General features: G+C 38.4%; 20 protein-coding genes. 1 reads left to right on the top strand and 19 read right to left on the bottom strand.

Annotation, left to right across the window (positions count from 1 at the left end):
* Window positions 1–24 precede the first annotated feature (24 nt).
* The 18 genes from BKD12_RS06375 to BKD12_RS06290 form a co-directional block, all read right to left on the bottom strand.
* Complete coding sequence (locus BKD12_RS06375) at window positions 25–3,318, bottom strand: DEAD/DEAH box helicase family protein (RefSeq protein ID WP_070088547.1); 3,294 nt, start codon at window positions 3,316–3,318, stop codon at window positions 25–27.
* A 49-nt stretch (window positions 3,319–3,367) separates the two neighbouring features.
* Window positions 3,368–4,489 carry an AbiH family protein gene (locus BKD12_RS06370; protein WP_070088470.1) on the bottom strand — a complete coding sequence of 374 codons (1,122 nt, stop codon included), beginning with the start codon at window positions 4,487–4,489 and terminating at the stop codon, window positions 3,368–3,370.
* A gap of 79 nt (window positions 4,490–4,568) precedes the next feature.
* Window positions 4,569–5,723 (bottom strand): restriction endonuclease subunit S, encoded by a 1,155-nt coding sequence (locus BKD12_RS06365; RefSeq protein WP_083262865.1) that lies wholly within the window; start codon window positions 5,721–5,723, stop codon window positions 4,569–4,571.
* Window positions 5,724–5,834: 111 nt separating this feature from the next.
* On the bottom strand, window positions 5,835–6,626 hold the full coding sequence (locus BKD12_RS06360) for a DUF3800 domain-containing protein (protein ID WP_070088468.1): 792 nt from the start codon (window positions 6,624–6,626) through the stop codon (window positions 5,835–5,837).
* Between the two features lie 23 nt (window positions 6,627–6,649).
* Window positions 6,650–8,152: a class I SAM-dependent DNA methyltransferase gene (locus BKD12_RS06355; RefSeq protein ID WP_070088467.1), complete on the bottom strand. Its 1,503-nt coding sequence runs from the start codon at window positions 8,150–8,152 to the stop codon at window positions 6,650–6,652.
* Between the two features lies 1 nt (window position 8,153).
* Window positions 8,154–9,209 (bottom strand): Fic family protein, encoded by a 1,056-nt coding sequence (locus BKD12_RS06350; RefSeq protein WP_070088466.1) that lies wholly within the window; start codon window positions 9,207–9,209, stop codon window positions 8,154–8,156.
* A 402-nt stretch (window positions 9,210–9,611) separates the two neighbouring features.
* Window positions 9,612–10,472, bottom strand: a complete 861-nt coding sequence (locus BKD12_RS06345) for a DUF2935 domain-containing protein (RefSeq protein WP_070088465.1) — start codon at window positions 10,470–10,472, stop codon at window positions 9,612–9,614.
* 141 nt (window positions 10,473–10,613) lie between these two features.
* Window positions 10,614–11,168 carry a class IV adenylate cyclase gene (gene cyaB, locus BKD12_RS06340; RefSeq protein ID WP_070088464.1) on the bottom strand — a complete coding sequence of 185 codons (555 nt, stop codon included), beginning with the start codon at window positions 11,166–11,168 and terminating at the stop codon, window positions 10,614–10,616.
* Window positions 11,169–11,385: 217 nt separating this feature from the next.
* Window positions 11,386–11,853: a helix-turn-helix domain-containing protein gene (locus BKD12_RS06335; RefSeq protein WP_070088463.1), complete on the bottom strand. Its 468-nt coding sequence runs from the start codon at window positions 11,851–11,853 to the stop codon at window positions 11,386–11,388.
* A 10-nt stretch (window positions 11,854–11,863) separates the two neighbouring features.
* Complete coding sequence (locus BKD12_RS06330; RefSeq protein WP_070088462.1) at window positions 11,864–12,142, bottom strand: hypothetical protein; 279 nt, start codon at window positions 12,140–12,142, stop codon at window positions 11,864–11,866.
* Window positions 12,143–12,317: 175 nt separating this feature from the next.
* Window positions 12,318–12,635 carry a DUF6618 family protein gene (locus BKD12_RS06325; RefSeq protein WP_242872723.1) on the bottom strand — a complete coding sequence of 106 codons (318 nt, stop codon included), beginning with the start codon at window positions 12,633–12,635 and terminating at the stop codon, window positions 12,318–12,320.
* Complete coding sequence (locus tag BKD12_RS06320) at window positions 12,632–13,450, bottom strand: ExeA family protein (RefSeq protein ID WP_070088461.1); 819 nt, start codon at window positions 13,448–13,450, stop codon at window positions 12,632–12,634. Before BKD12_RS06320 ends, BKD12_RS06325 begins: the two co-directional genes overlap by 4 nt.
* Window positions 13,443–14,852, bottom strand: a complete 1,410-nt coding sequence (locus tag BKD12_RS06315; RefSeq protein WP_070088460.1) for a Mu transposase C-terminal domain-containing protein — start codon at window positions 14,850–14,852, stop codon at window positions 13,443–13,445. The genes BKD12_RS06320 and BKD12_RS06315 overlap by 8 nt, the downstream gene beginning before the upstream one ends.
* A gap of 77 nt (window positions 14,853–14,929) precedes the next feature.
* The gene (locus BKD12_RS16890; protein WP_176730930.1) at window positions 14,930–15,430 is read right to left on the bottom strand and encodes a DUF6431 domain-containing protein; all 501 of its coding nucleotides are present in this window, start codon (window positions 15,428–15,430) and stop codon (window positions 14,930–14,932) included.
* An 835-nt stretch (window positions 15,431–16,265) separates the two neighbouring features.
* Complete coding sequence (locus BKD12_RS06305) at window positions 16,266–18,497, bottom strand: nuclease domain-containing protein (RefSeq protein ID WP_070088459.1); 2,232 nt, start codon at window positions 18,495–18,497, stop codon at window positions 16,266–16,268.
* Window positions 18,498–18,515: 18 nt separating this feature from the next.
* Entirely contained in the window at window positions 18,516–20,954 is a 2,439-nt protein-coding gene (locus tag BKD12_RS06300) for a DUF8727 domain-containing protein (protein ID WP_070088458.1), read from the bottom strand.
* Between the two features lie 133 nt (window positions 20,955–21,087).
* Window positions 21,088–22,716, bottom strand: coding sequence for an HNH endonuclease (locus tag BKD12_RS17205; protein ID WP_070088457.1), 1,629 nt, complete (start codon window positions 22,714–22,716; stop codon window positions 21,088–21,090).
* 83 nt (window positions 22,717–22,799) lie between these two features.
* Window positions 22,800–23,192 (bottom strand): hypothetical protein, encoded by a 393-nt coding sequence (locus BKD12_RS06290; RefSeq protein ID WP_083262862.1) that lies wholly within the window; start codon window positions 23,190–23,192, stop codon window positions 22,800–22,802.
* Between the two features lie 107 nt (window positions 23,193–23,299).
* Here BKD12_RS06290 and BKD12_RS06285 point away from each other — a divergent pair, with 107 nt between their 5' ends.
* Window positions 23,300–23,554, top strand: coding sequence for a helix-turn-helix domain-containing protein (locus tag BKD12_RS06285; protein ID WP_070088543.1), 255 nt, complete (start codon window positions 23,300–23,302; stop codon window positions 23,552–23,554).
* 59 nt (window positions 23,555–23,613) lie between these two features.
* Here BKD12_RS06285 and BKD12_RS06280 read toward each other — a convergent pair whose 3' ends face one another.
* Window positions 23,614–25,041, bottom strand: coding sequence for a MobA/MobL family protein (locus tag BKD12_RS06280; protein WP_334293016.1), 1,428 nt, complete (start codon window positions 25,039–25,041; stop codon window positions 23,614–23,616).
* Window positions 25,042–25,346: the final 305 nt, after the last annotated feature.

Below are 25,346 nucleotides of genomic sequence, written 5' to 3'. Positions count from 1 at the left end.
TTCTAGCCAGATCAATAACATTTTTTATGCTACCTTCGCATTATCATTGATCCCTTCAATAACCTTCCTTATTCCCATCCATACATTCAAATCAGTAAAGATATCCACAACACTTCCTTGATCTGTAAACGGAGATTCCTGCAGTACAGATAAGTCCTTCATCAATCCATTATGTACGATATATTCCACAATCTGATTCACAAAGTAAATCTGTCTGCTGTCCAGATTGGCCTCATTCAAGTATTCAGAAAATGCTTCTTTTGCAGCGTTCATATCCAGGCCCACGATCTCACGGACAAATTCTCCAAGAGGCTTGTCTCCATATTCTGCTTCATATTCGTCCTTCGTCCCCAGATCACTCCACAGAATTTTTTCCAATGTTTTGATATCATCCTGGGTCATTGGCTTATTCTTTTTCAGTTTCGCAATGACGAGGTCATCCTGGTGCTGACGGACATAATATTCGGCCTTTGCCTTATAATTCTTCAGATCATCATTCTCCAGTTCTGACTCTTTCCATTCAATGGACAGAATATCATCCTCGAAGTTTGTGTCATAACGCACCTTCTTTTTAGGAAGATACTTCATCAGATCACGAAGACTTTCCCGGATATGTTCAAATTCATTGATTCCGGCACGATCCAGATAGTCCGTGTGGAGAATCTGATTAATCAGTTCTGCCTGTACCATAATTTCCGGTATGTTTGCCACTGTAGAAATAGCACTGACTTTTTTCAACAAATCACTGCGGGCTTTCCCATATTTCTTTCCTATCAGATAGGCCAGCTCTATTCCGTACATCAATGCATCAAATCGAACTGCACTTGCCTCATCTCCATCCGGCAGAATCAAAGGCGCCAGCTCTTCCCTTACAAGCAACGTATCCTCATAACTCAGGGTCTGGTAGCTGGATTGATCTGAATACAAATCTACATATTTCAGGTGCTGACGGACTGCAAAGTTTTCCCTGTTCAGTTCCTGCACTTTCTCACTCATATGCTGTATCAATGCATTCCGGTAGGCAATCAATCGTTCTGTCTGGTATTCCATATCCTGCAGTTTGTAAGTAATCTGAAATTCCAGATTAAAAATTGCTCCCTGCAGTGCCATCATATTGGCTGTTGCCTTTCCTTTGTTCATACGGAAAAACTCGAAGTTGCCACAAAAATCAAAAATATAAAATTTCTGCTTGTCCTCTCCATCCAACAGACCGGGACACAGACGGGTCCCCCGTCCGATCATCTGCCAGAATTTTGCTTTACTCATAACCTTCTTAAAAAAGACAAGATTCAACACTTCCGGCACATCGATTCCTGTGTCCAGCATATCTACAGAAATAGCAATCCGAGGAAGTTTATCTGATTCCGAGAATTCATCAATGGCACTCTGCGCATAAGTCATATAATTATCGATGACTTTCGCATATCCCGGAAGATTCGGATATTCTTTCCCAAAGATTTCCAGAATCTTTTCCGCATGGTCATGATTCTTAGCAAAGATAATGGTCTTTCCTAAAGTCTCTCCATAGTTGATACGAATTCCTTCTGTCATAAGAATATGTAGCGCCTTTTTTATGGTATCTTCATTGAACAGCCATGAATTCAACGCAGAAGAATTGATTCTTTCCGGAAGTTCTCCATTTTCATTTTCAAAAGTAGCCTCATACGCTTCCTTATCTTCTTCTGACAATTCATCATACACAATTCCCTGTTCAATAAATTTCAAAGAAGATTCTACAGAGAGGAAATCTACCAGATATCCATCTTTAACAGCCTGTGACAGTTCATATCCATAAGTCGGCACACCATTTTCCAATTCAAAAATATTGTAGGTATTTTTATCAATTTCATCCTTTGGCGTAGCTGTCAAACCTACCAACGGCGCATCAAAATAGGTAAAAATGTCTTTGTATTTATTATAAATAGACCGATGGGCTTCATCGCAGATTACCAGATCAAAATGTCCGCAGGTAAACAGCTTTCCCTCTTCGTCCTTTACAAAATCAATACAATTCATCATGGTCTGATAAGTAGAGAAAACACAATGTGCCTGATAATTATCCTTTTCTTCACACAGATTTGTCACAGACAAATCCGGAAGAAGATTTACAAAGCTTCGTTTTGCCTGTGTAACCAGAGAATTCCGATCTGCCAGAAACAGGATATTCTTTACCCAGCCATGCTGCAGCAACACGTCGCACAACGAAATAACCGTTCTTGTTTTCCCAGAACCGGTCGCCATGACAAGCAATGCTTTCCTACGCATCTTCCCTAAGCTGTCACAAACCGCCTTGACTGCACCTTCCTGATAATAACGCCCAGCGATATTCTTATCCACAATAATATTCTTCAGGCTCGTCTTCATAGACTGCAGATTAAACCATTTTTCCAGATCTCGTTTAGAATAAATCATGGATACTTTCCGTTCCGGATACTGACCATCATCAATCCTCGTATCAAATCCATTGGTCAGAAAAATAACCGGTCTTCTTCCATACTGTTTCTGCAGCAGATCCGCATATAACTTTGCCTGCTGGCGTCCTTTTGCCACATCCACACAGGTACGTTTTGCTTCAATTAACGCAAGTGGTCTATGAGCATCGTCATACAGCACATAATCTGCATAACCCACCTCTGATTTATTTGGCATTCCTGGAAGCTCCACTTCATTGATCCAGTTTTTCCCTTCTATCCATCCGGCATCCATCAACATGGTATCAATATAAATCTTTCTGGTCTTATACTCGGACAGATCAAGAGGCTTCGGTACATAAGTCTGCTGCTGCTCTTCACGTCTTGCTGTCAATTGCTCTTTCAACGCCTGATTTTCCGCAATGAGAGCTTTCAGATCAATTTCCGAAATTGGCGACTCATCTTCTAAAACAGGCTGTTTAGATTCTTCAAGAAGTTCTACGTTGAACTCCCCTTCTGTATAATCTTTGGCATAACAATACGCCACAAAGTCCAGAAAGATATACAAATTTTCCAGACATAATTTTGCTTGATCCAGGGTAATCTTCTTGCCATTATGAGCCGCATTGTTTCCCACTCTACGGACAAAATCCAGTCTTCTCCAGAGATCTGAATCTACAATATCCCGAAACTCTTCTGTACTCATCAGGCTGACCAACGTATCCTGATACGGCATGACAAGAGAACCATCTACGGAATACATCCATTTGATAGCAAACTCCATAGCCCGGCGGCAATTAATCACACTTGCTTCTACATCAATATGTAATATTTTTTCGGCCGAAATGGCTACATCTGCGAAAGAATCAAATTGTGATTCTTCCTTAAGGAAATCAAAGTTGGTCATAAAAATCACCCCATTTCTCCATTACTCGAAGCCAAATATCTTTTTCCTTTTATTTCAACGTTTTATCTTTTCCTGTTTCAATTTGAGTACTTTTATCAACACTTTCTTGTAATTTTTCTATTGTTTTTCCATAATTTTTTATCTGGTCATTACTTTCTTTTTCCTCACTTATTAAAGGGAATTCAAATATATCTTCTAACGATAAATGTATCCTATCTCTTAGCGATTCTACTTTTATTCCTGTATTTTTACTATATAGTTGGAGTTTATCTATTAGAGAATCCATTTTTCTTATCCATCCAAACTGAGTAGATCTTGAGAAATGGTCATCATGTTCAAAAATAATTAAGTGCCTGTCTTTTGCACCATTTAGCCATAAAATAAGTTTTTTCCACCATAATAAATCTGTTTCTCCTAAGGACATTCCATATATACAGATAATTCTACTTCTATCTATCATTTTAGAAGCAGTACTTGCATTTCCCATTCTATGTAATTCATTTAATGAAGGTTTAATTAAGTACTTAACAAAAGCAGAATCTTTTGCTAATTCAGGATTTTTTATTTGTTCCACATCATTTAAGCCCATAAGTGGAAATTGATTACACAATCCATGCACATGTATAATTCCTCCAATTGTATCTGTATATATCGTATTTGATATTTTTCTTGTATTAATCTTCTTGTTCGGTATTTTTTCTAGGCATTTATCCAACGCTTGTGTATAATTGAAAGAAACAAAATTATAATTATGTCCACTAGCCTTATACGTATTAAAGACTTCTTTGATAGTAGTAATAGATTCTGGATGAAGCGTTTCATAAAATTTTAAAATTTTTTCTTGAAAAAATTGCCCTATTTTCCCCGAATCATCGAGTTCAAGTTTTCTTTCTTCATTCAAAAGATACGCAACGAACTCTTTTTCAAAATCCTCTATTTGCTCTATCAAATCCTGTTTATTCTCTTTAGAAAATTTTAAAGTATATTCTCCTATCTGCTTTTCAAAGTAAGACCACTTATCTGCATTATCACCTAAATCTTCCGAAAAATCTTTAAGAACTTTTTTCTTGTCTTTTCCGTTTTGGATATAACAAGGTATAAATTGAGCATATTGTGTTTTCATACCTAAACCAATATCAAATCCATTTCCAATCAAAAAAGTAATTTCCATATAGCTCCTTTATCTTTTACAGTAAATTATCCCAATTCAGCATCCGCAAACTCGGTTGTTTTATGCCGTAACGTTCTTATTATCCAAAATATTTCTGCATTAAACAATCAAATAATGTTTGTGTTTCATCTAATGATTTTTGTATGACAGCTTTTGATTTGTCGGTCTGTTTAACGAATGCGGCGAATTGATCTTGCTGCTCTATCGGAGGCATATACACCACAAAAGATTGTACATCTTTTTGGTTGATACTTGCTTGATTGACCGCCTTTTTTGCTCGTCTTAAAATTTGCTGATAAATAAATTCAGAGCAAAGCAGTTTCGTAATGTAGACCGGATGAAATTTATGTTCATCTACATGTAATCTCATCATATTTGACTCAAAAATCGTATTTTCTACTAAACCTTGAATCAAACCGCACTTGCCGAGATATTCAATGCTATTGACTCGATTGATAACAATATCATTTTCATATAGCGAGTATCGTTTCAGCTCTATTTCTGAACAAATTAGCCGTCTTAGTGATGAAAGATTCGACACTTTGCCCTCATAAAAACTATCTATTCGGAGAATAGGTACACCTGTTCCATCTGATACATAATCGGACTGAGGCTTATAAAGTCCATTCTGCGGCTCGATTGTCAAAACTGATCCTAAAATCACTTTTGGTAAGTTGTATGGATTCGTCATTGGGTCCCCAAACATCTCGATAAATCGGGATTTGATAAGCTCATCCAGCTTCTGAAGTTCCTGTTTTCTAAGTTGAATAATTCCATTTATTTTTTCAAGAATTGCCGAATATTCAGCCTGTTGATCTATACCAATATCTGGAACTAATATTTCTTCTAATACTTTACGACTAATAGCTTTAAATGTACTTCCTGTTCCTTTACTATTTAACTCTGCGGTTTTCCCTTTTAAGAGCCAAAACATAAATTCCGGTGAAATCTTGGATTTATTCGGAGTCAATGCTGCCAGCCCTCGTCCAATGCAACATTCTTCTTTCGCATAATTCAGCGCCCCTATCGGAGCACGGACTGATATCAATATATCTTCTGGTTCTGCCATTTTTATTGGAGCCGAACACCATTGCCTAGCCACAGGATAACGCTCACCAAAGTCAGCATTGCCTTGAAAAAAAGGAATACCTTCACCATTATCATTATAGCTATCTGACGCCGGAGATTGCCCCATCTTGATAGAACAGACTTCTTTTAACATCATATATTTCATTCCTTTATCCCCACAAATCCGAATTTATTTTATAATTTGTTGACTAAATTATAATTATTTCATATAATATTATTGAACCACTGAAACCGCGAATGCGACGTAGGTGGTGTTTTATTTTGGATAAATCACAAAACCGTATGTATGCTTTTCATTCGCTTTCAGATTGATCTTTTCTGTCTGTTTCAATGTCGCCATAACTCTTCCCACAAAGCTTTTATCGATAACATTTGCCACACGTTTGGGCAATTCTTTATTCTTTTCATAGCACGAATAATACAAATGAACAAAAAACGATATAAAATCACATATCTGTATAAAGTAAGACTCCGAAGAATCTTTTTCCATAATATCCTCAATCAAATTTTTTATCGGTTGATTTCTATATCCATATGAATACTGTGACTGTATGGGATTATATACTCGAATAGCTCTTGCTGTCTTTCTCATAGGAGCAGTTCTTCCTTTGTCTGTGATAATCAGATAATTCCACTCCCCATTGCTATCATTTTCTATTCTCTGAATATTATATTTCAAAGCATTTTCTAACACAGGATAATCTTCTTTTTTTATTTTGGTTTTATCAATTATCACGTTGATTATCTTCAAATTTAATCCACCAATCATTTTTGTAAATGCAATGATAATCTCTTGCTTTTCCTCTTTAGACCACTTGTACTTTCTATATGGATTTTTGTCTGTCAAAAAATGTTTCGTATGCATTTCTTCACTTACATGAAACCCATATTGCTCTTTTAAATCTTTTCTTAGTTCTCTAATCTTGTCAAAATTATCCTGCCAGTTTTCTGCAGACATATAAATGCTTGTCAAAATAAAATGATCACTTGAAGCCGTAGTAATTCCATCGTCACCAGTTTCATCAAAATAGGCCAGATATGTTTTCAAAAGTTCATTTCATCTCCTTATATTTAATCACCTAACATTTCATCCAACTCCGCCAAATTCTTTGTAATTTCCCTTTCCAGCTCATTCAGATTCGCCATAATCTCCTGTGTAGATGGATACTCTACCGGTATATATTCCACTTCTTTATACTTATTAATGGAAAGGTCATACTCATTATCAACGATCTCCTGTTTCTCTACAAAGAAAGACTGCTCCGTCCGTTTTCGCTCTGTCTCCTGGTCTCGATTTCGGAATCTCTCTATAATATCCGGTATATCATTTTCATTGATCGGATTTCGCTTATCATCAAGGCTGAATCCATCTGCCTTCATATCATAGAACCAAACCTTATCCGTTCCGCCATGTCCTGTTTTTGTAAAAATCAGGATAGCAGTGGATACTCCAGCGTACGGCTTAAACACACCGGATGGCATAGAAATTACCGCCTCCAGACGATTTTCTTCTACCAGTTCTCTGCGGATTGCTCTATGTGCTTTGGAAGAACCAAACAAAACTCCATCCGGTACGATACATGCACATCTTCCGCCTGTTTTCAGCATTTTCAAAAATAGTACTAAAAACAGAAGTTCCGTTTTCTTCGTCTTCGCAACTTTCAACAAATCCTGGGATACGATATCATAATCAAGACTTCCCTTAAACGGCGGATTTGCCAGAATCAGACTATACATATCCCTATCCGTATTCTGATCGGAAAGGCTGTCCCTATATTCAATATAAGGGTTCTCCACACCATGGGTCATCATATTCATAGCACCAATACGCAGCATAGTCCGGTCCATATCAAATCCGTGGAACATATGATTCATATAATGATCTTTGTTTTTCCGGTCAAAAAATATTTCTTCCTTCTTATTTTCTTTCATGTATTCGCTGGCAGCCACCAAAAAGCCAGATGTTCCACAGGCTGGATCGCAGATGATTTCATCCGGTTTCGGATCCATCAGTTCCACCATCATCTTAATAATATGTCTTGGGGTTCGGAACTGCCCGTTTACTCCTGCTGTTGACAACTTCGATAAGAGGTATTCATAGACATCTCCTCTTGTATCTGCCTTTTTCAACCGTGCCATCTGATCATAGATTTCATCCATGGCGGTCACAATTTTATCCAGCATCAGCGGTGTCGGTATTTTAAAGATTGCGTCACCCATATATTTTGCATAAGCACTTTCTTTATTTCCATGAAGATTTTTAATAAACGGGAAAACCCACTCCTGCACGGTAGTGTACATTTTCTGAGCCGGGAAATCATGGAATACACTCCATTTCAACTGATTGCCAGCTATGCTCCGCTCTCCTATCTGTACTTCTTCCGCAAAGATACTCTCATATGGAAGGCCAAGCATTGCACTTTCTTTGGTATGCAGCTTGTCCACATCGTCCAGATCTCGAATAAACATCAGATACGTCATCTGTTCAATCACATCCAGCGGATTGGTAAGTCCTCCGGTCCAGAATATTTCCCATAAACCATCGATTTTATTTTTCAATTCACCTGTTATCATACTATTCATTCTCCCTATTCCATACGTAGGCAGTATAACGACCGCCTCCGATTTTTAGTATCTCACCTTTTTTCACCATATCTGTCAAAGCTCGTTCCACCGTCACACGGCTGATATCCGGACATTTCTCCATAATCTGTGCTCTTGTCATCTTTCCTATGGATCCTCGGACAATCTCACGAACACGCTCCGGTTTCGACATCCCGCTAGTGGCTAACAGCTGTACTCTGGATGAAAAATCACGATAAGCTGCAACGATCACTCCCAGCATATATCGTACAAACGGTGCATCATCATTTTCCTCTTCATGCCAGTTATAGGAACTCTCCTGCAGGGTTTCATAATAAGTTTCTTTTGTCTGTTCGATCAGTTTTTCAATACTGATATACATTCCCACAATATATCCTGCCCGGTATAACAAAAGCAGCGTCAGCAAACGACTCATACGCCCATTTCCATCATTAAATGGATGGATGCACAAAAAATCCAATATAAACATAGGAATCAGAATCAATGGATCACACTGGGAATCCTTGCAGATATCTTGAAAGGCGTCACAGATTGCATCAATATACGCCGGCGTTTCCCATGCCGGAACCGGCTGAAACCGTATAGATTTGTTTCCCTGTTCATCCTCCTGTGCAATCACATTATCTGATGACTTAAAACTACCGCCCGCATTTCCCGCGAATTTATATAAATCCCGATGCAGCTGAAGAAAGATAGATGATTTTACGGGTATATAGTCATAATTTTGATGTATTGTATTTAACACATCCCGATATCCCGCAATTTCTTTCTCATTTCTTGTTTTCGGCATCGTCTTATCACGAACGATTTTTTTCAAACGCTCATCCGAAGTATAGATACCCTCGATCTTATTGGAGGCCTCCGTACTCTGGATTTTTGCAACTTCTAACAGCTGGGTAAGAGTATCTGCTTTCGCTTCCACAAATAGCGTCTGTTCCCCTTTATACTCATGGATCTGCGCCACTAAAGCAACAATATCCGATTGTAATAAACGTTCATATCTTTTCTTATAATCAAAAGTTCTCATGAAATCTCCTTACAAAATCTCAAACTTGGATTATTTTTATCTTATCACGAAACATCGTCAAAATCAATTTTAATCTCGTCATTTTTCGATTTTTGACGATGTTATTTTTGAAATGACGAGTTTCTTTCACCGCTGTCACTTATATACTACATATCGAGAAGCACGATTAGAATAAACTCATTAAAGGGGCCGCCGCATCCATTAAGAAATCCCCCTGGATGCGTCAGCCCCTTTACCTTATCTCCTGCTTTTCAATATTCTTCCGCAAAATTCTTTACATCTGCACCTGATAGACTGCTTCATCACACGGAAAATGCCCCACATTCCTGATTCAACGTCCCATCCCAAGCTTCCAGAACCGTACAGATAATCGCCTGGACAGGCGGCTCCGCCTTTCAACGCTTATGCCCCTTCCTGTTTCAGGACCCGAAGGTAATGATTTGCCTCCCGCAGTACATGATCCGCCAGTAGAGGAAGGATGACAGAACGTATGTCGCATCCGGTAATCCCTTTTGCACCCGCTGCTTTGAAATCACGATATCGCTCTGTCGTTTTCAGCGCTTTCCTTGTCAGCGCATTCATTGCTCTGCAGTCCTGCTGCCTGGCTTCTTCCAGCAGCCGACTGTAATCTCCTGCAAATGTATCTGCGGTTTCTATCAGCTCACATTCCGTCGGGTCAAGCAGACCGCGTATAAACAATGCATGCTCCATCATGATCTGATTCCAGAACATTTCCGTCTCAGCAATATTTTCCTGCGAAATACAATTTCCCTCTTCCAGCATCGTTATAATCTGCCGATATAATTCCGCCTCTCGGATGATATGCTCGATCAGCAGCGGATAATTAACCGTATATAATCTACAGGAAGTAACCTCCCGCAATATCTGCTTTTTAAACATGATCAGGCCGTTCAGCAACTGCAGCACACACTGATTCAGCCGCCTGATCTGACAGTCCATCCTGTCTGCCATCTCATGATCCATATATTTCCCACAGTCTGCCCGCAGTCTCTCCTCCGTCTGCGTGATCCGAAAATCTATCGGTACCTTGGTCAATCTTGTTGTCTGCTGCTCCGCCATTACCGTAAATTCCGTGAACACCTCTCCGGAACACAGCACATCTTTTCCCACCATCCCGTCAGCAAGACGAACGGTCCGCCACAGTATTTTTTCAAACTCTTCACGATACCGGCCTGCCTTGTTACTGTATCCCGTCTCGCCCGCCGGAAAGCCCGCCTGAAGGAACAAGGCGTGCTCCTTCATAATTATATAAAAAATAAATGTGTTTCTAATGATGAGGTAACATATTCTTTCGTATCTGTGTATACCTTTATTAGTTTAGCGTTCTTTATAATATATGTAAGTGTCGGGAGTTTGGGCTACATCACCCGGTAAAAGTAGCAGTTATTTGTTCTTTCGAAGCATAGACAAATAGGACATCCGCACGGTATCCGAAATCTGATATCCAAGACTGTTCAGAATATTTTCTATCCCCCTAAGTGCTGCATCTTTCTTTTCTTCGCTGTCAGCCAGAATCTCAAGCTCCAGAAATCCGCCAAGTCCACGTACATTGTCCAGACAGGCGGTTATGGACTCTTTCTGCATCATTGTCCGATCTTTGATCACTTCAGGCTCTGCCGGAGCATATCCGATCACCTGCAGAATATTCCTGCAGATTTCTCCATTCTCTACACCGGTTTCCAGTTCCTCCCGGGTCATCGTACAAGTGTCCAGTTTCTTTCCTTTGAAGTTGATCTGTGCCCGGCTTTCCCCTGTCAGATGGTCTTTCGTTTCACGCACCCGCAGGGCCTCACCATTGGCTCTTATATCTCCCTGCCGATTGTCAAAATATGTATCACATTCTTCAATAAACGCGGTCTCTCTAAATCCCATTTTTAAAAGCTTTCCCTTAATCGTATCGAGATCCGCGACCTGCAGCTTTACTTCCACTTCGATCATTTTGATTCTCCTTTTCTTCTTCATTGAAATATTCTTTTATTCAGGCTCCTCACCGGATAGTTTGAGCCGACTGTTTTTCTATACTTTTATTAATTTTATCATTCTCGTTTCTCACAACTCCTCATATTCGTGTCAGTTTTTAAAACCATAATCGAACCAGTCAGAACCGCCGTCTGTACTCCTTTCCGTTCATGCCTTTAGACTTATAACCTTCTCTTTACTCAACTTTTCTTTCCAGGCCAAGCAGATAATATTGATAAATGATATAGCAAATAGACGTCATAAGGATCAAAATATAAGCCACACTATCTTTCAAAGTTCTGAGATAAAGCGCAAAAACTACAAACCCGATACCCTGAATCATGATTTTGAATTTTTTGTCTTCAAGTTTTCCCATTTTAAATAAACAATAGCGGATTCCTATTACTGCCGGAGAAAACACAACTGCCAGAATAATCAGCAATAACGGCTGCTTATCAGCAGCAAATTTCTTAAATATATTCCTCTCTTGATTATCAATCTCTAAACATTGGCACAACAGCCTTAATGATGCCTCATCAGGTATGCTTTTTCCCAACTCCCATTTCGAAATAGTCTGTCTGGTAACATATACAGAATTTGCTAATTCTTGCTGTGTCATTCCCTTTTTTATTCTCGCTTCTTTTATCATTTCCGAAATTTCCATACACCCTCCACTATCTGCTGTTAGTATCCAGAATACTGCTAATAGCAATAATAACTCCAATACACATTATTAGGACGAAACTCATATCCCATTCCCGTTTAAATAGGACTCCATATATACATATAAAAGCACAAACAGTCAGGAAAATCCACCCGAACATTTTGGGATAGCGATTTATTATTTTCACAATGCATATTGCAACTGGCACTAATAATAAGCCAGCCATACCAAATAATCCAATGGTACCTATCCCCAAGATATACTTTCTACTTTTTCTCATAGATTTCATAACTAAAACCTCCTCGTTTTATACTCTCATTTTAGGAGGTATGTCTGCCAGAGTGTTAATGCTCTCCTGGGCTGTCATGATCTCGCTCTGTCATGCTGACATGAGATTACCAGGATATCTGTCATGGAATGTTTCCTTTGATGGGGCGGATCTATCCGCCCCATCACGGAAGGAATTAGTTCATACATCCATGCTCTGCCAGCACTTTAAGCGCCGAGACGATGGTACAGGCATCTGCCTTTTTCATTCGGCTGTAATGCCGGAGGCGTTCCTCATTCCAGAAGAGATCTGTCAGTGATGAGAGTTCTGTACCAACATCCCAGTTGGGAATACAGAGATAGTTCCCGTAGGAATGCTTTCCTACGATCAGGTGGAAGCGGCTTCCCCTGGCACAGAGTTCTGCCTCACACGGGTTTCCTCTCTGCAGGATCTCAAGACTGCCTTCCCACTGCCGGGGAGAACATCCTTTTCCTTTACAGGTAAATGTGATCATTGGCGTGTGTCACCTCCCAGCATTTCATGTTCAATGATATAGCGCACGAGATGTTCATCGATCAGGCGTTTTCCCTGCTGGCTGGCATACATCAGGCTCTTTTCACAGATCCGGTTGATCCGGCGTGGGATCCCGGTGGACTCCTTATAGATATCATCCAGCGCTTTGTCTGTGAAGATGTCCTGCCTGCCGCCGGCATAAGCCAGATGTGACTGGATGTACCGTTCGGTTTCCGCACGGTCCAGATGGGGAAGGACACAGTTGATATCGATCCTCTGCCGGACAGCAGCATACCGCTGCATCCGGAGTTTATCCCACAGTTCCGTCTGCCCGACAAGGACAAGCGCCATCGGGCTGATAGAATCAAAGCGGTAATTCAGCAGAAAGCGGAATTCCTCAATGGTCTCCTTCTCCAGAAGATGGGCCTCATCCAGGATGCAGACCACTTTCTTCTTCTGGACGCCGCGGATGATCTCCACTTCCTTCTGGAGCTGCCGCTTCGCGTCACCGCGGTAAAACTTTGACTCGATCCCCAGCTGATCCAGCATCCCTTTATAGAACCACCGCGGGGTCAGTTTGGAATCCGACAGATACAGGAACAGGTATTCCTCTTTTGGCAGGCTGGTCACAAACCGGCGGATGAGCGTGGATTTCCCGCAGCCCGCGTCCGCAGTGACTACCGCAAAAAGCTGGCGGTCTGCCGCATAGGCGAGTCTCCCCAGGGTATCCGACATGGCAGGCGACTCATAAAGGTCGGCAACCGGTGTGGCCCTTGAAAAGGGAGTGTGATCCATCTGGAAAAATGTTTCATACATCGCTGCCACCATCCTTCCTGTACTGGCCGAAGGAGATCGCGTCAGCTACCTGCTGTCTGCTCTTTGCATGTTTCTTCTCCAACGCAGAAAGGAACCGGGAAGCTTCCGTTTCCTGTTCCTGCATGGAGACCGGCAGCGCCGGAGTTTTGGAGCAGAATTCCCCGATCTTTACCGGTTCTGCCTCAAAAGGCGTGATCCCCGGATAGGATACCCTGACCACTTCCGGAGACATCGGGTCGTAGGAAATCTCCACTTTGCAGCCGATCAGGGAAGGTTTTGTCTCATATTTTCTGCCCTGGAAGCTGATGCACGCGCCTTTGTCTACCAGACGGGTCTCGTGATGGAGAAAAGCTTCTGCGACTACGCCGGTATCCAGGAATGTCAGGGGACGGCTGTCCCTTCCCCATTCCTGCATTGGTGTGATCCCCTGGGCGGGAACGGGGCTGCCCAGGCTTTCGTAGTACTCACGGATCCCTTCATGGGGCTTCTTGTGGTAGTACTCTTCGAGGAAGATCTCCCAGTACTGGTTCAGCTGTTCCAGTGTCCGGATCTGATGCGCTTTTGCTTCCCTCAGGTACGAATCTACAACCTGATGGAATTTTTCACATTTGCCTTTCGATTTTCCACTCGCCCTGGGCGCATGGCGGATTGTGATCCCAAGTTTCCCCAGGGAGAGTTTCAGCTGTTTTGCTATGTACTGTGATCCGTTATCAAAGTAACAGGCATCAAATTTTCCGGCTTTGAGGACCACTTTCCGGAAAGTATCCTCCACAATGGATTCTTCCTGGCTGGCATAGAATTCAGACTGGATCACATACCGGGAATGGTCATCGATCGCGGAAGAGAGATAAGTCTGGACCATAGCCCCATTCCTGCCGATGGGAAGCTTTATGCCGTATTTAATGTCGCCCTGGATCAGCATCATCCGGTGCGGTTTGCAGAACCGTTTTGCAGAACTTTTCCGAGCATCGTTGTACATCTGCATCTGCCGGACACCGAATCCGGCTTTGTAGAGATAACGCTCCATCGTGGAGCGCTTCAGGACTCCCGGGGCTACGCGCCCCTCCAGTTCCAGGATATAGATGATCTGACGGACCGAGCGTTTTGGGACTTCCCGCTTCAGCTGGATTGCCTGTTTCAAAAGCTCATCGAAGTTTTCCGGGAGCTTCGGGGAGCGTTTCGTTTCCCGGTCCTGTGGCTTCAGTCCGGGGAATCCGCCCTTTCTGTAAGCCGCCTCATAGCGGTACAGGGTTCGCGGGGACAGTCCGTTCTGTTCTGCGATCGCCTCCCGCATCTGGATCCGTTTTGCATTGTCCAACGATTCATCCAACAGGGGCGCGATCAGCTGGTACCGCCGCAGTGCCTGTTCTTCCTGCCACTTTATAGTTTCGTTTGTTTTCATTGGTATAACCTCCTTTGCAGGGAGGGTACCACAGGGCAGTGGTGACAGCAAAACAAAGTCGGTGCAAAGCAGGAATGTTAAACGTGGACAAGAAAACCTCCGGAATTATAAAGGAACCGGAGCAGTGTTTCCAGCCATTCCGGACGTGAACTTCGCAGCTTATCGAGCAGCGACACCCGGGATCCCAGAAGTTCTGTGGAGAATCCCAGCAGACGGTATCCTGTTGATTTCAGGTATCCGTCTATCCTGAGCCGGTTGGCTTCCAGCCAGCAGTGCCAGCGGCGCATTGTCATTTCGCAGGGAAAATCTGCGGAATCCTCATCGTCTGGTGAGACGATCCCATCCAGTACACCGGAGATCACTTCGGAAGCATAGTGTTTGTATGGGACCAGACAGTCTGGGAGTTCCCGATGGAGTCTGCCGCAGTTGCTGCATTTCAGCCTCCGGATCAGGAATCTTCGCTTCATTCCGCCCTCCAGACGCATGATCCTGACACAGGAATCCCGATAGGAAAGCGGTTCCCCACAGACCGGGCAGTAGGATATGGCGCTGCTCTCAACAAAAAATATCATTTTCATGATTGTAAGTGAACGTGTAATCTGATACAATAACCATGGTTTTAATGCCAGGGTTTCAGAGTACACAACTTGCTACGGAGGGTGCTCTGGAACCCTTTTTCTTTCTGTATACTGATGACAGTATACAGGGCAATCCAGAGACATGCAAGCAGAGCAGCATAATGCTAAACTATGAGGTCAAAAACAGCCAGAGTCACGCAACGGCCATCATAATTGGCGCAACATCCACATTGTATTTTTATAAATTGTGCCTTTTTCTGCTTCCTCGGGTGTTCTGCTATAGTTATACTCTATACATTTTATTTGAATTATTTTTATACGATTATTCGGGATCATGTCTGTTTTGCTCATTATTAACGTAAAAACCTTACCGGCTTTCAGCTATATTTCTGAAAATCGGTAAGGTTTTAATGTTATAGAAATATTTTCCTATTCGAACTCCACTTTTATATTTGTACGGTTATAGATAATATGTATTATGGATTCGTATTTCGTCTATTTTATGTTATTTTATATGCATGATTCGTTTCGTCCATAATATTTTTGTAGCCAAAATGTAGCCACTATGTTTATTCACCTTGAATCATCTTATTCATCGCCACCGGATTTTTTAACTCTAACTAAGTTTCATCCGGTGGCTTTCAAGTTTTCTCTTTGGTAACCAAGATTGACATTTGGATTACTGTAAATCCTTGTAAATCAAGAAACTAAGTGGTGTATTGTTACCACCATGTTACTAACTCACGATACCTCACCACCCTTGATTGCACATTCACTTTTTAATAATAATCAAACAAATAATTGACTACATCAATATACCATTAACTATAAGGCACTATGTTTTACTTTTATTTTTTCTCAAATAAAATCTACAATTATCTGTTCCAACACAACCTGGCATTCCAGATATTGAACATTCTACTCTTGATACTTTCCCCTTTTTCATGTATCTAATAAAATTTCTACAGGTATCTTCGTCTTTAAACAACTCTTTTCCACTCTTAGAAATATAGAATTCACATTCTCCTTCAGAAACAATACACCTACTTCTCTGGCACATACACATACCTTTTCCATAATAGAAGCATTTTTTCCCGTTAACTTTAATGCCTTTATTTGTCACATAATTATTTTCCGCAACAGCACCCATATTTTCATTATAATTTTCCGCCTCATCATGGAATTTATTCTGATTTTTGCCATCTCCAGTTACTGAAACAGTAGTAGCAATTTCTTTCACATTATTACCATCCAAAAATGTATGTGGCATAGTACTAGTATCCTTTTCTAAACACCCTTGATCCCGCTCTATATAATCGACATTTTCTAGCATTTTTTCTATCCGTGCCGAAAGTGCTACATTACCACTATCCTGTCCCATTACAGTCATAGAAAAATATTGGGGTAACGACGTTTTTTGAGAATTAATGCTATTCTTTTTATAATAATGGATGTTATCATTTTCTCCCGGATATATTGCACAAACGCCAACAACCTCTGAAAAGAATTTATCCTTAGACGCAATCTGAGTACCATATTTCAAAACTAATTCTGGCATATATATTTTCTTAACATTTTGATAATTGGAATATTTAGCATCTAATATATAATAATATTCACTAGCTTCCCCTTTTATTTTCAATATAAAATCTGGCTTCCATCGATTATTCCACTTTCCCTTAGAAAAGTTATATCCAGTAGAATAAAGCCCCATTTCTTCATTTATTTTATCAACCCAAACAGATGGTTCATAAAACAATGTTAATTCATAATTACCCCCTGTGAAAATATATTGATTATTAATTTCTTCGGTATCATCTTCCATATCATAAATAATTTTATTTGTTTCTTTAATCGAATATCCGCATAATATAATTGCCGATTGTAGCTTAATTAAACAAAAATACTCAAATATACGACTTAATGTTTTTAATTTAAACAAATAATCCAAATGATCAAAAGAATAATCTCCTGCTTCAAACCATTTAACCATACATTCATAACATACACGATAATGAAATACCTGTTTAAACGTGTTTGTTAATTTGGGAATACCATATAAAATGTCAGCCCGGCATTCTAATGTTTTTTCATACTTATAATATATTTCCACTAATCTTTCTTTTCTATCGATTAATTTTTCAACCACTCCCTTATAATAGATGTATACACATCTTCCGGTAAGTTCATGAGTATTTGGGAGCTGAATAACAATGCTCTCTGGAATATTTTCTAGTTCTGCAATTTCATTGCTAAAACCGACAATTTGATCTTCAATATAGTTTATTACTGTTTGTAAAAATCCAAGAATCATTCTGTTTTCATAAACATCATAAGAATATTGAGACAAATATGTTTTTATTTTTGATGGGATATAGCTTTTCCCATTCAAACTAATTCCTGAAGTTTTATCAGTTTGAACAAGATTATCTGGATTACATACTATCCACTGCAAGCTTTCTTGACCTATTTCGCGCATTGCTTTTATATCTGCAATTGTTGCAACTTGCTCCACAGATGTTTTTTTATGGTTTACAAAGCATCCATAATTTGTTTCATATATATTTATAATATCATCTAATATTTTAATAGTATTCCATATCGACCTTACATCGTTCTTTATTATCCCAGATTTTTTTCTATTTCGACTGAAACATACATCCAAAAAATTGGGGAGTGCTTCTTCAATCTCATTAAGCATTTGGGATACTTGTTTTGCTGTCTGCTTCGTAGTTGCTATACGAAGAAAATCTGTATAAAGCAACTTTTCTGACCCTTCATCATTTTCTATGTATACACTAACATAAGCTAAATCAAAGCATCCACCAAAAACCAATTCCTTTCCACTTTCCAAGCATCCTGTATTTTCATTAAAAATCAATGGAACTGAATAATCCCCAACAAATAATTCAACATTATCTATTGCATCAATACCACGTATAATAAGCTTATATCGATAGTTTTCAAATAATAATAACTCATTGTTAACATTATCAAAAGAAGGCTGCTTTTCATTCAATGGAATTTCTGCAATATAACCATCTGGCTTTACTACGCATAATTTCATATTAACAATCTCCCTATTTTACAAGCTGAAAAATCCATAAAATTCGTGTTCGGATCTTTCAATTATGTTAGAGAGAATACTAGCACTTCTGCTCAACTGATTTTCTTTACATATGCTCATTAATCCTTTTAAAAACTCTCCATATGCCTTGCCATTCCCATTAATACATGGCAAAATTTTTTGTGAAATTGCAAAATCCAATGCAACTTCTTTTGATGACATATATTCTTCTGCAACAAGATAATAATGACTGATTGCATGTAAACTACGTGCACTTATTCTATGCCCACCCTCTTTCATTTTATCGACTATTAAATCAATTCTTGTCTTGGTGACCGGATTCATTTTCTTTTCTTTGTAATTCTCCCACCCAAACATATTTTGTAATGCTCTCAGCGAAACAATAGTATTATTATTTTCAACCATTGTATCATCTATCATATTTCCAACCATATTATCCACTGCAATCGGATTCATAGAAATCACCCAAGCTCTATCCAAAAATCTTGGTGACAAATCATTTGTTGTTTGATCATAATTAATTGTAGCTAAAAACTTAAGTTCTGAACCAAATTCATACTTATCGCCATTAGAATATTCCACCACTTGATGCTGTGGATTATCACAAAAATAATTAAACTTTGACCAATAAAATTCTATCGGACTTAAATTTGCTTCATCAAGCAATACAAAGTATGGAGCCTCCACAATATCATTCTGATTTTCCAAACTCAATCTTTCCATGCAAGCTGAAAATGCTGGCTGAGTTTTTTCAATTTCCTTCGTCAATGGATTATAATATCCAACTAAATCTTTTGATGAAGTCCATCCTCTTTCCACTAATATTTCAGCAAATCTAGTATCATATATCCCTAAAGCCTTAGCTAATAATTTGCACATAGATGTCTTGCCAGTTCCAGGCTCTCCTGCAAATACAGTAATATAATTTTGAACAACACTTATCAAGTAGTTGCAAGAATCATCTTTAGTTACACTTCTACCTGCATCTGTCAATTTTTTATACAATAAAGCAATAACATCGCCTGCTTCGAGATTATTGTTAACATTTTCCAATCTTTTAGGCATTACCACCTCTAAATCTGATTCTGGCATTTCCAATTGAGACACAAGTAAACTAATAATTTCAGAATTCCTGTTATCTGAAGCCCATTGTGTAATCTTGGAGTTAATGTCATTGCTAATACTATCTCGTTCTTCTTTTAATTTTTTTACTTCGATTCTAAATAATTCTCTTGCACCATCTAGTCTCTTATATTCTGCCATCGCCTTATCATAATCTTCTTTTACTTGCTCAAGCTCACTACGTTTTGAAGACATCATATCTTCAATTTCTTTCCGTTTTTCAGAAATAGCAAGCTCACCCAGTTTTTTTAATTCTGCTTGCTGATCACTTAACTTCTTTTTACTATTCTCAAGTTCCGCTTTTAATTCACTTTCTTTATTTTGAAGTTGTTCTAACTGCGCTAAAAACTCTTGCTTTTTTTCTTCATAACGCACATCATCACGTGCCATTTTATCCAATAATTCTTCATGGCTATTTAAATAGGTCTCTTTATCTACTTGTGCATTTGGATTATTTTTAAAATATTCTTCTGTAATCCGAACTTTACAATCACTAAGCTCTTCCGCTGTCTGAAGTAAACTACAAATTCTCTCTATTTTTTTATCACTCAGATTCCCTTCATCCGAAAATCTGTCTATGATTTTCAAAAAATCCTCCCTCAACTCAGAAACATTTTTTATTGCTTCAGACTGATCTAAAATATTTTTCAAATAATCCGCCAATTCTTCATTATCATAATATTCAATTTGTCCAACAGGTTCAATCTTATTAAGGCTCTCAATATTATATATAAACTGCATTTGATCACTTCTTCTAATTGAAAAAGTCGCATCAAATATAATACGTTCTAAATCAGAATACTTATATCGATTAACACTTTCACTATTAACAAATATTGTAACATTATAAAAAAGCTCCTCTAATGTAGAAATACATTCAAACGGCCCAAAACACTCTTGCCCATGCTTTAACAAAACCAGTTGATTTGGTTTGTGGTTTATTTTCAATTTTCTTTTTACTCTATCATTCAAAAACTCTTCAATCGTACAATCCAAATTCACTATCTCAATAATTTCATCTCTATCTAGCTCAATAAGATTTGTCAGACTTATCTGATATTTATTGCTATTGTCGTTAAAACTGGCGTATCCAGGATGGAAATCTTTATTTAAATCAATTTTGAATTTAACAATTCTATTTTTTATACTATCAATATCTTTATCAGATAAAAAAGAAAGAGATACTGTTCCACCATTTGGAAATTCTTCCCACCTATCATCACCAATAATTCTCAAACCATTATTTTCTAAAATTTCAAACTGGGGTCTAAGAAAGCTTCTATTTCCAAAAGCTCCTAAATAATATTTGTACATACTTTTCTCCTCTACTCATACAATCATAATTCTTATTTGCCATTCTAATTTACAATTTCACTCGTATCAAAAAACTACCATTCCTCCTTACACAATTAACACATAAATACTTTTCTCCATCACCTATTCATTATCAGCTTAAAATTTTATCGCTCTTTGCCCTATTACATTTCCAGCACAACGTCTGGAGATTATCCTCCTCCGTATATCCTCCTTTTGCTACTGGAATGATATGGTCTATCTCAAGCAGAAGATTCGGTTCCTTATAAGTAGAATTACCACAGTTACAACAAGTAAAGTTATCACGTTTTTTGATATATTCTCGTAGCTTCTTGGTCATCAAAGCTCGCTGCTCTTTAGCAAAGGCTTTTGCAGTAAGTTTGCTTTCCAACACCTTTATAAGTTCTACAATATTTTCTTCTGTCATTGGAACTGTAAATGACCTTTGTGCCATTCCACCTCCAGAAGTGTAGGCAAACTTATATTCTACAGTCAGTACGCTCTCATCAACATTAGCAAATCCAAGCCTTGAATAGAACCCGGATTCATCATTCTCCATAATATAATCTGGAACATCACCAAGGTACTGTTGATACTCTACTTTATAGTTTTCAATAATTTGCTTTGCATCTCTTAATGTTTCAAGTTCTTCTACAAGCCGATGCAACTTCTGGATTTGCTCAGGATATAACTTTTTATTGGGATAGAAGTACTTTACCACATATTCCAAAGGATTATTCTCTGCACTTGAAAATACTGTTGCAGAAACCTCTGCGGTAAATGGCGTGATTGTCTTTTTATACGGGCGAATATAATTGTATTCATCGTTATTGATGGTTTCATTACGAACCACTCTAGTACCAAAAAGTTTAGAGATGGACTGTGCTTTCTCAGTGATATATTCATTAAATTCTCGCTGTGTACTCATCAATACTTCACAAGTTTCTTTAATCTTAAAAAAACTAGGAGATTCGTAATACTCAAGTATTTTCTGATTCATCCCTACTATTTTTTCTATTTCGCTCTTAAGATGGGCCATGAAATCGCCAATGATATTCCACTCTTCACTATCAATAGTTTTAATTTTCTTGATACTGTTAACTGTTCTATCGAACAACTGTGCAATCAAACTATCTAACTGTTCTTGACTTCCTTTAATAATCAAAGAATCTCTATTCTCATTCGCATAATCTATGATATTATTTACATTTTCGTAGTATTCGTGATGTTTCTGGTTTAAAGCTTCTTTTTGCTGCTCTTTTAAGTACTTATTATATTCTCCCTTGCTCATAAGCAAGGATGGATCTTTCTTAAATCTGTCTATGCCATATTGATTTATAGCGATTTCTTTCCTTCCCAAATTGTTTCCAGCCGAAGATATGTAATTAACATTAATCCTATAAGCCCCCGCATTTTTCAAAACTACATCTATTTGTTTTGTAAGACGATTATACTGTAAACGAGATTTATATTCATTATTCTCAAGAAATCGCTTTAAAGTTGTTGCCACATTATTTTTTCTTTTGATGATATTTTCTGCTCTCACAAGTTTTTCTCTGTTTTCCTTAAAAAACTTTATATCATCATACTTTTCTAATGTCTGACGACTTTTTACGGTTACATACTCATCAAAATAAGAAATAATATTCCAATTTGGAAATCCTAATTCTTTTAATACTTCCGTTTCCAATTGCTTATATTTCTGCTCTAAAATAATACTAACCGCTACAATTAATATAATTATTACTAAAACTAAAATCATCCCTCATTTTCCTTTCTAACAAACGAGATTACTTTTTCTCCTTTATTTGCCATTTATATTATATATTAAAAGTACAGTGAAATTCAATCTTCCCATACATTTAAACCTTCACATGGACAATATATTATTCGTAATGGTGGTTCCTCTTTTTTAACATCCCCCCTCCACCGATATACCTTCATATAAACCTTTTCTGGAACAATCAAATCCCTTGAAAACTTAACAGAATGAAAAGAATTCTCTTCATACATTCTAATCAGCAGTTTCTTAAACTCTTCTTCATTTTCTATTTCATTACGATTCGCCACAACGGTCAGATACTGTTCATTGTTCACAATCATACTACTGATTACATCTGGTTCTCCTTCAACTCTCCTTTCTTCCCCCTCCAGACCGATTCCTATCATTACTGCAAGTACAAGCACTATAGCTACAACCATCTTCCATTTTCTTCTTATCTTTCTCTTCTTTTCCATTATATTACATCCTCTTTGTTTGCAATCTATACATTGCAATTATATGAAAATTTTATACTAAAATCAATGGCAAGGAATTCGTGTAAATGGAAAGAGGTGAAATCTTTATGGCTCAAAAACTAAAGCAAATTAATGATATTTCCATCGGAGATAATCTTCGCAAACTAAGAAATACCGCCAATCTTACTCAGGAGCAAGTCGTAGCACAGTTGCAGCTGCGTAATCTTCCTACATCCAGAAGTGTTTATTCCCAGATTGAGGCCGGAACTTACAATATCCGTATCAGCGAACTGATTGCACTTGCGGAAATTTTCCATACAGATTTCAACACTATTTTCAACGGACTGACACACGACAAATAATCCCAGACAACAAGTTTTCTTCTGTCGCCTGGGATTATTATCTGCATAAATACTTTTTATTACCGATCCAACCAATCATGTTTTTTCTGTTTGTTTAAGGATTTTGGTCGTTCTCTTTCTTTCACACGTTTTTCATTTTCTTTTAATCGCTCCAGAACACTCTTTTTCTTGTCAGGCTGAATATCATTTTGTCCGGTCTTCTGTTTCCAGGCCTCCAGTTCTTTCTTATATTGCTCCACGATCTTATACGCTGTACGGTATCCATCCATAAATTTCTGAACATTTGGATAACCGCTCTTTTTAACAAGAATATGGAGTTCATCCTTCTGTTTTCTTATTCTCTCTTTACATTGATCAATTTTGTTCTGCGCTTCTTTTTTCTCTTTTCCTTTGAAAAATCCGGTAATATCTTTCAGATCCTTTTCTAATCTTGGAAGTTCTACTTGTTCTGCCTGGCGTATTCCTCTTAGCTTTTGATCCAACTTGCTTTTCAAGTTTTCCATTTCATAAAATTCTTTCATGTCAATTCCCAACTTCGGTTTTGATGGAATCCTTAGTTTTCTTATATATTCCCGCAAGATCTGTAGTGCTGCCAGCAGTATCTCTCGAAACGCTCTTGGTTGGAATCCCTGACGAGATATAGACTGTGCTATTTTAGTTGAAATCTCTTCTTTTTTGATTTTTAAAATCTTTTCTTCCGGTACTCCTTCCACCAGAGCCACATCGACCGCCCGGTTCCATTCCTGCCTGATTGCATTATCTGCCCGGATTTCTGCTTCCTTAGGGTTGTTCTTACCGATTTTTTTCGTAGGAAGATAAACACTGCCATGCTGAAAAACATTTAACTTTTCTTCATCATTACCAACATATACATTCATAAGATCTGTAAAAGAATGCTTTACTTCATCCAAAAATCTTTCGCTTTTAAACCTTTCATCCTTTTTGGTAAAGATCTTTTTTTCATATACTTCACCCTTTTTAATTATATGACAACCGGTTCTTATTTCCCCAGACTCACCGAGAATCTCTTTTTTCGTTCTAACATGTTTTCCCGTTTCATCATAAAACATATTTCTGGACGCAATCTTTATAATCGGCTCTTTTAATAATTGACATTCTGAAAAAATCAGGTGAATGTGATAGTTCGTTTTTCTCTTATTATGATGCAATGCAGAAATACATTCCACCTCGTAATTCTTCTTGAAATGTTCTGTAAATAATTTCAGAAGATGATACGGATCATACTCTACAAAACTTTCAGGAAGTGCTATAGTCAGTTCTCTCGCTTCAATGCATTTTCCCTCTGTTCCGCTTTTTCTGAATTCTTCTTGATTGTACTTTGCAAGCTCTCTCCAAAACTGTCGTTCGGTCGTTTCATAAACAGCATACAGATTTTCCTGTTTTGCTCTACTGCTGATGTATGTAATTCTTCCCTTGACATTTGTAAGCTTTGACATCTGTATAAATGAATTTCTTGCGATAGGCATTTCCCCCTTCTTTTTAATAGCTGCATTCTTTCCTGTGAGTAGGTGCATAGGTACCTGTTTACGAACTTATTGCCGTGACCGGCATCAGCCTCGCAGAGCGAAATACACAGAGCATAAACGAAGTTTGTGCGATGGGTGTATTTCGCTCTCAATCGCCGAGGGCTCAATTTCTGGCGTATCCGCCTTTTTCTTTCTGCCCGTATCCGGGCCTTATTTCATTCTTTTGTTTTTAACTTTCAAAGTTTTTTTCTTCCTGTTTACATTTTCTTGTTTACATTTTTTGTAAACAAAGTCCTGTAAACAAG

The sequence above is a fragment of the Merdimonas faecis genome (assembly GCF_001754075.1).
GTDB lineage: Bacteria > Bacillota > Clostridia > Lachnospirales > Lachnospiraceae > Merdimonas > Merdimonas faecis.
This window is presented reverse-complemented; position numbering and strand designations above follow the sequence as displayed.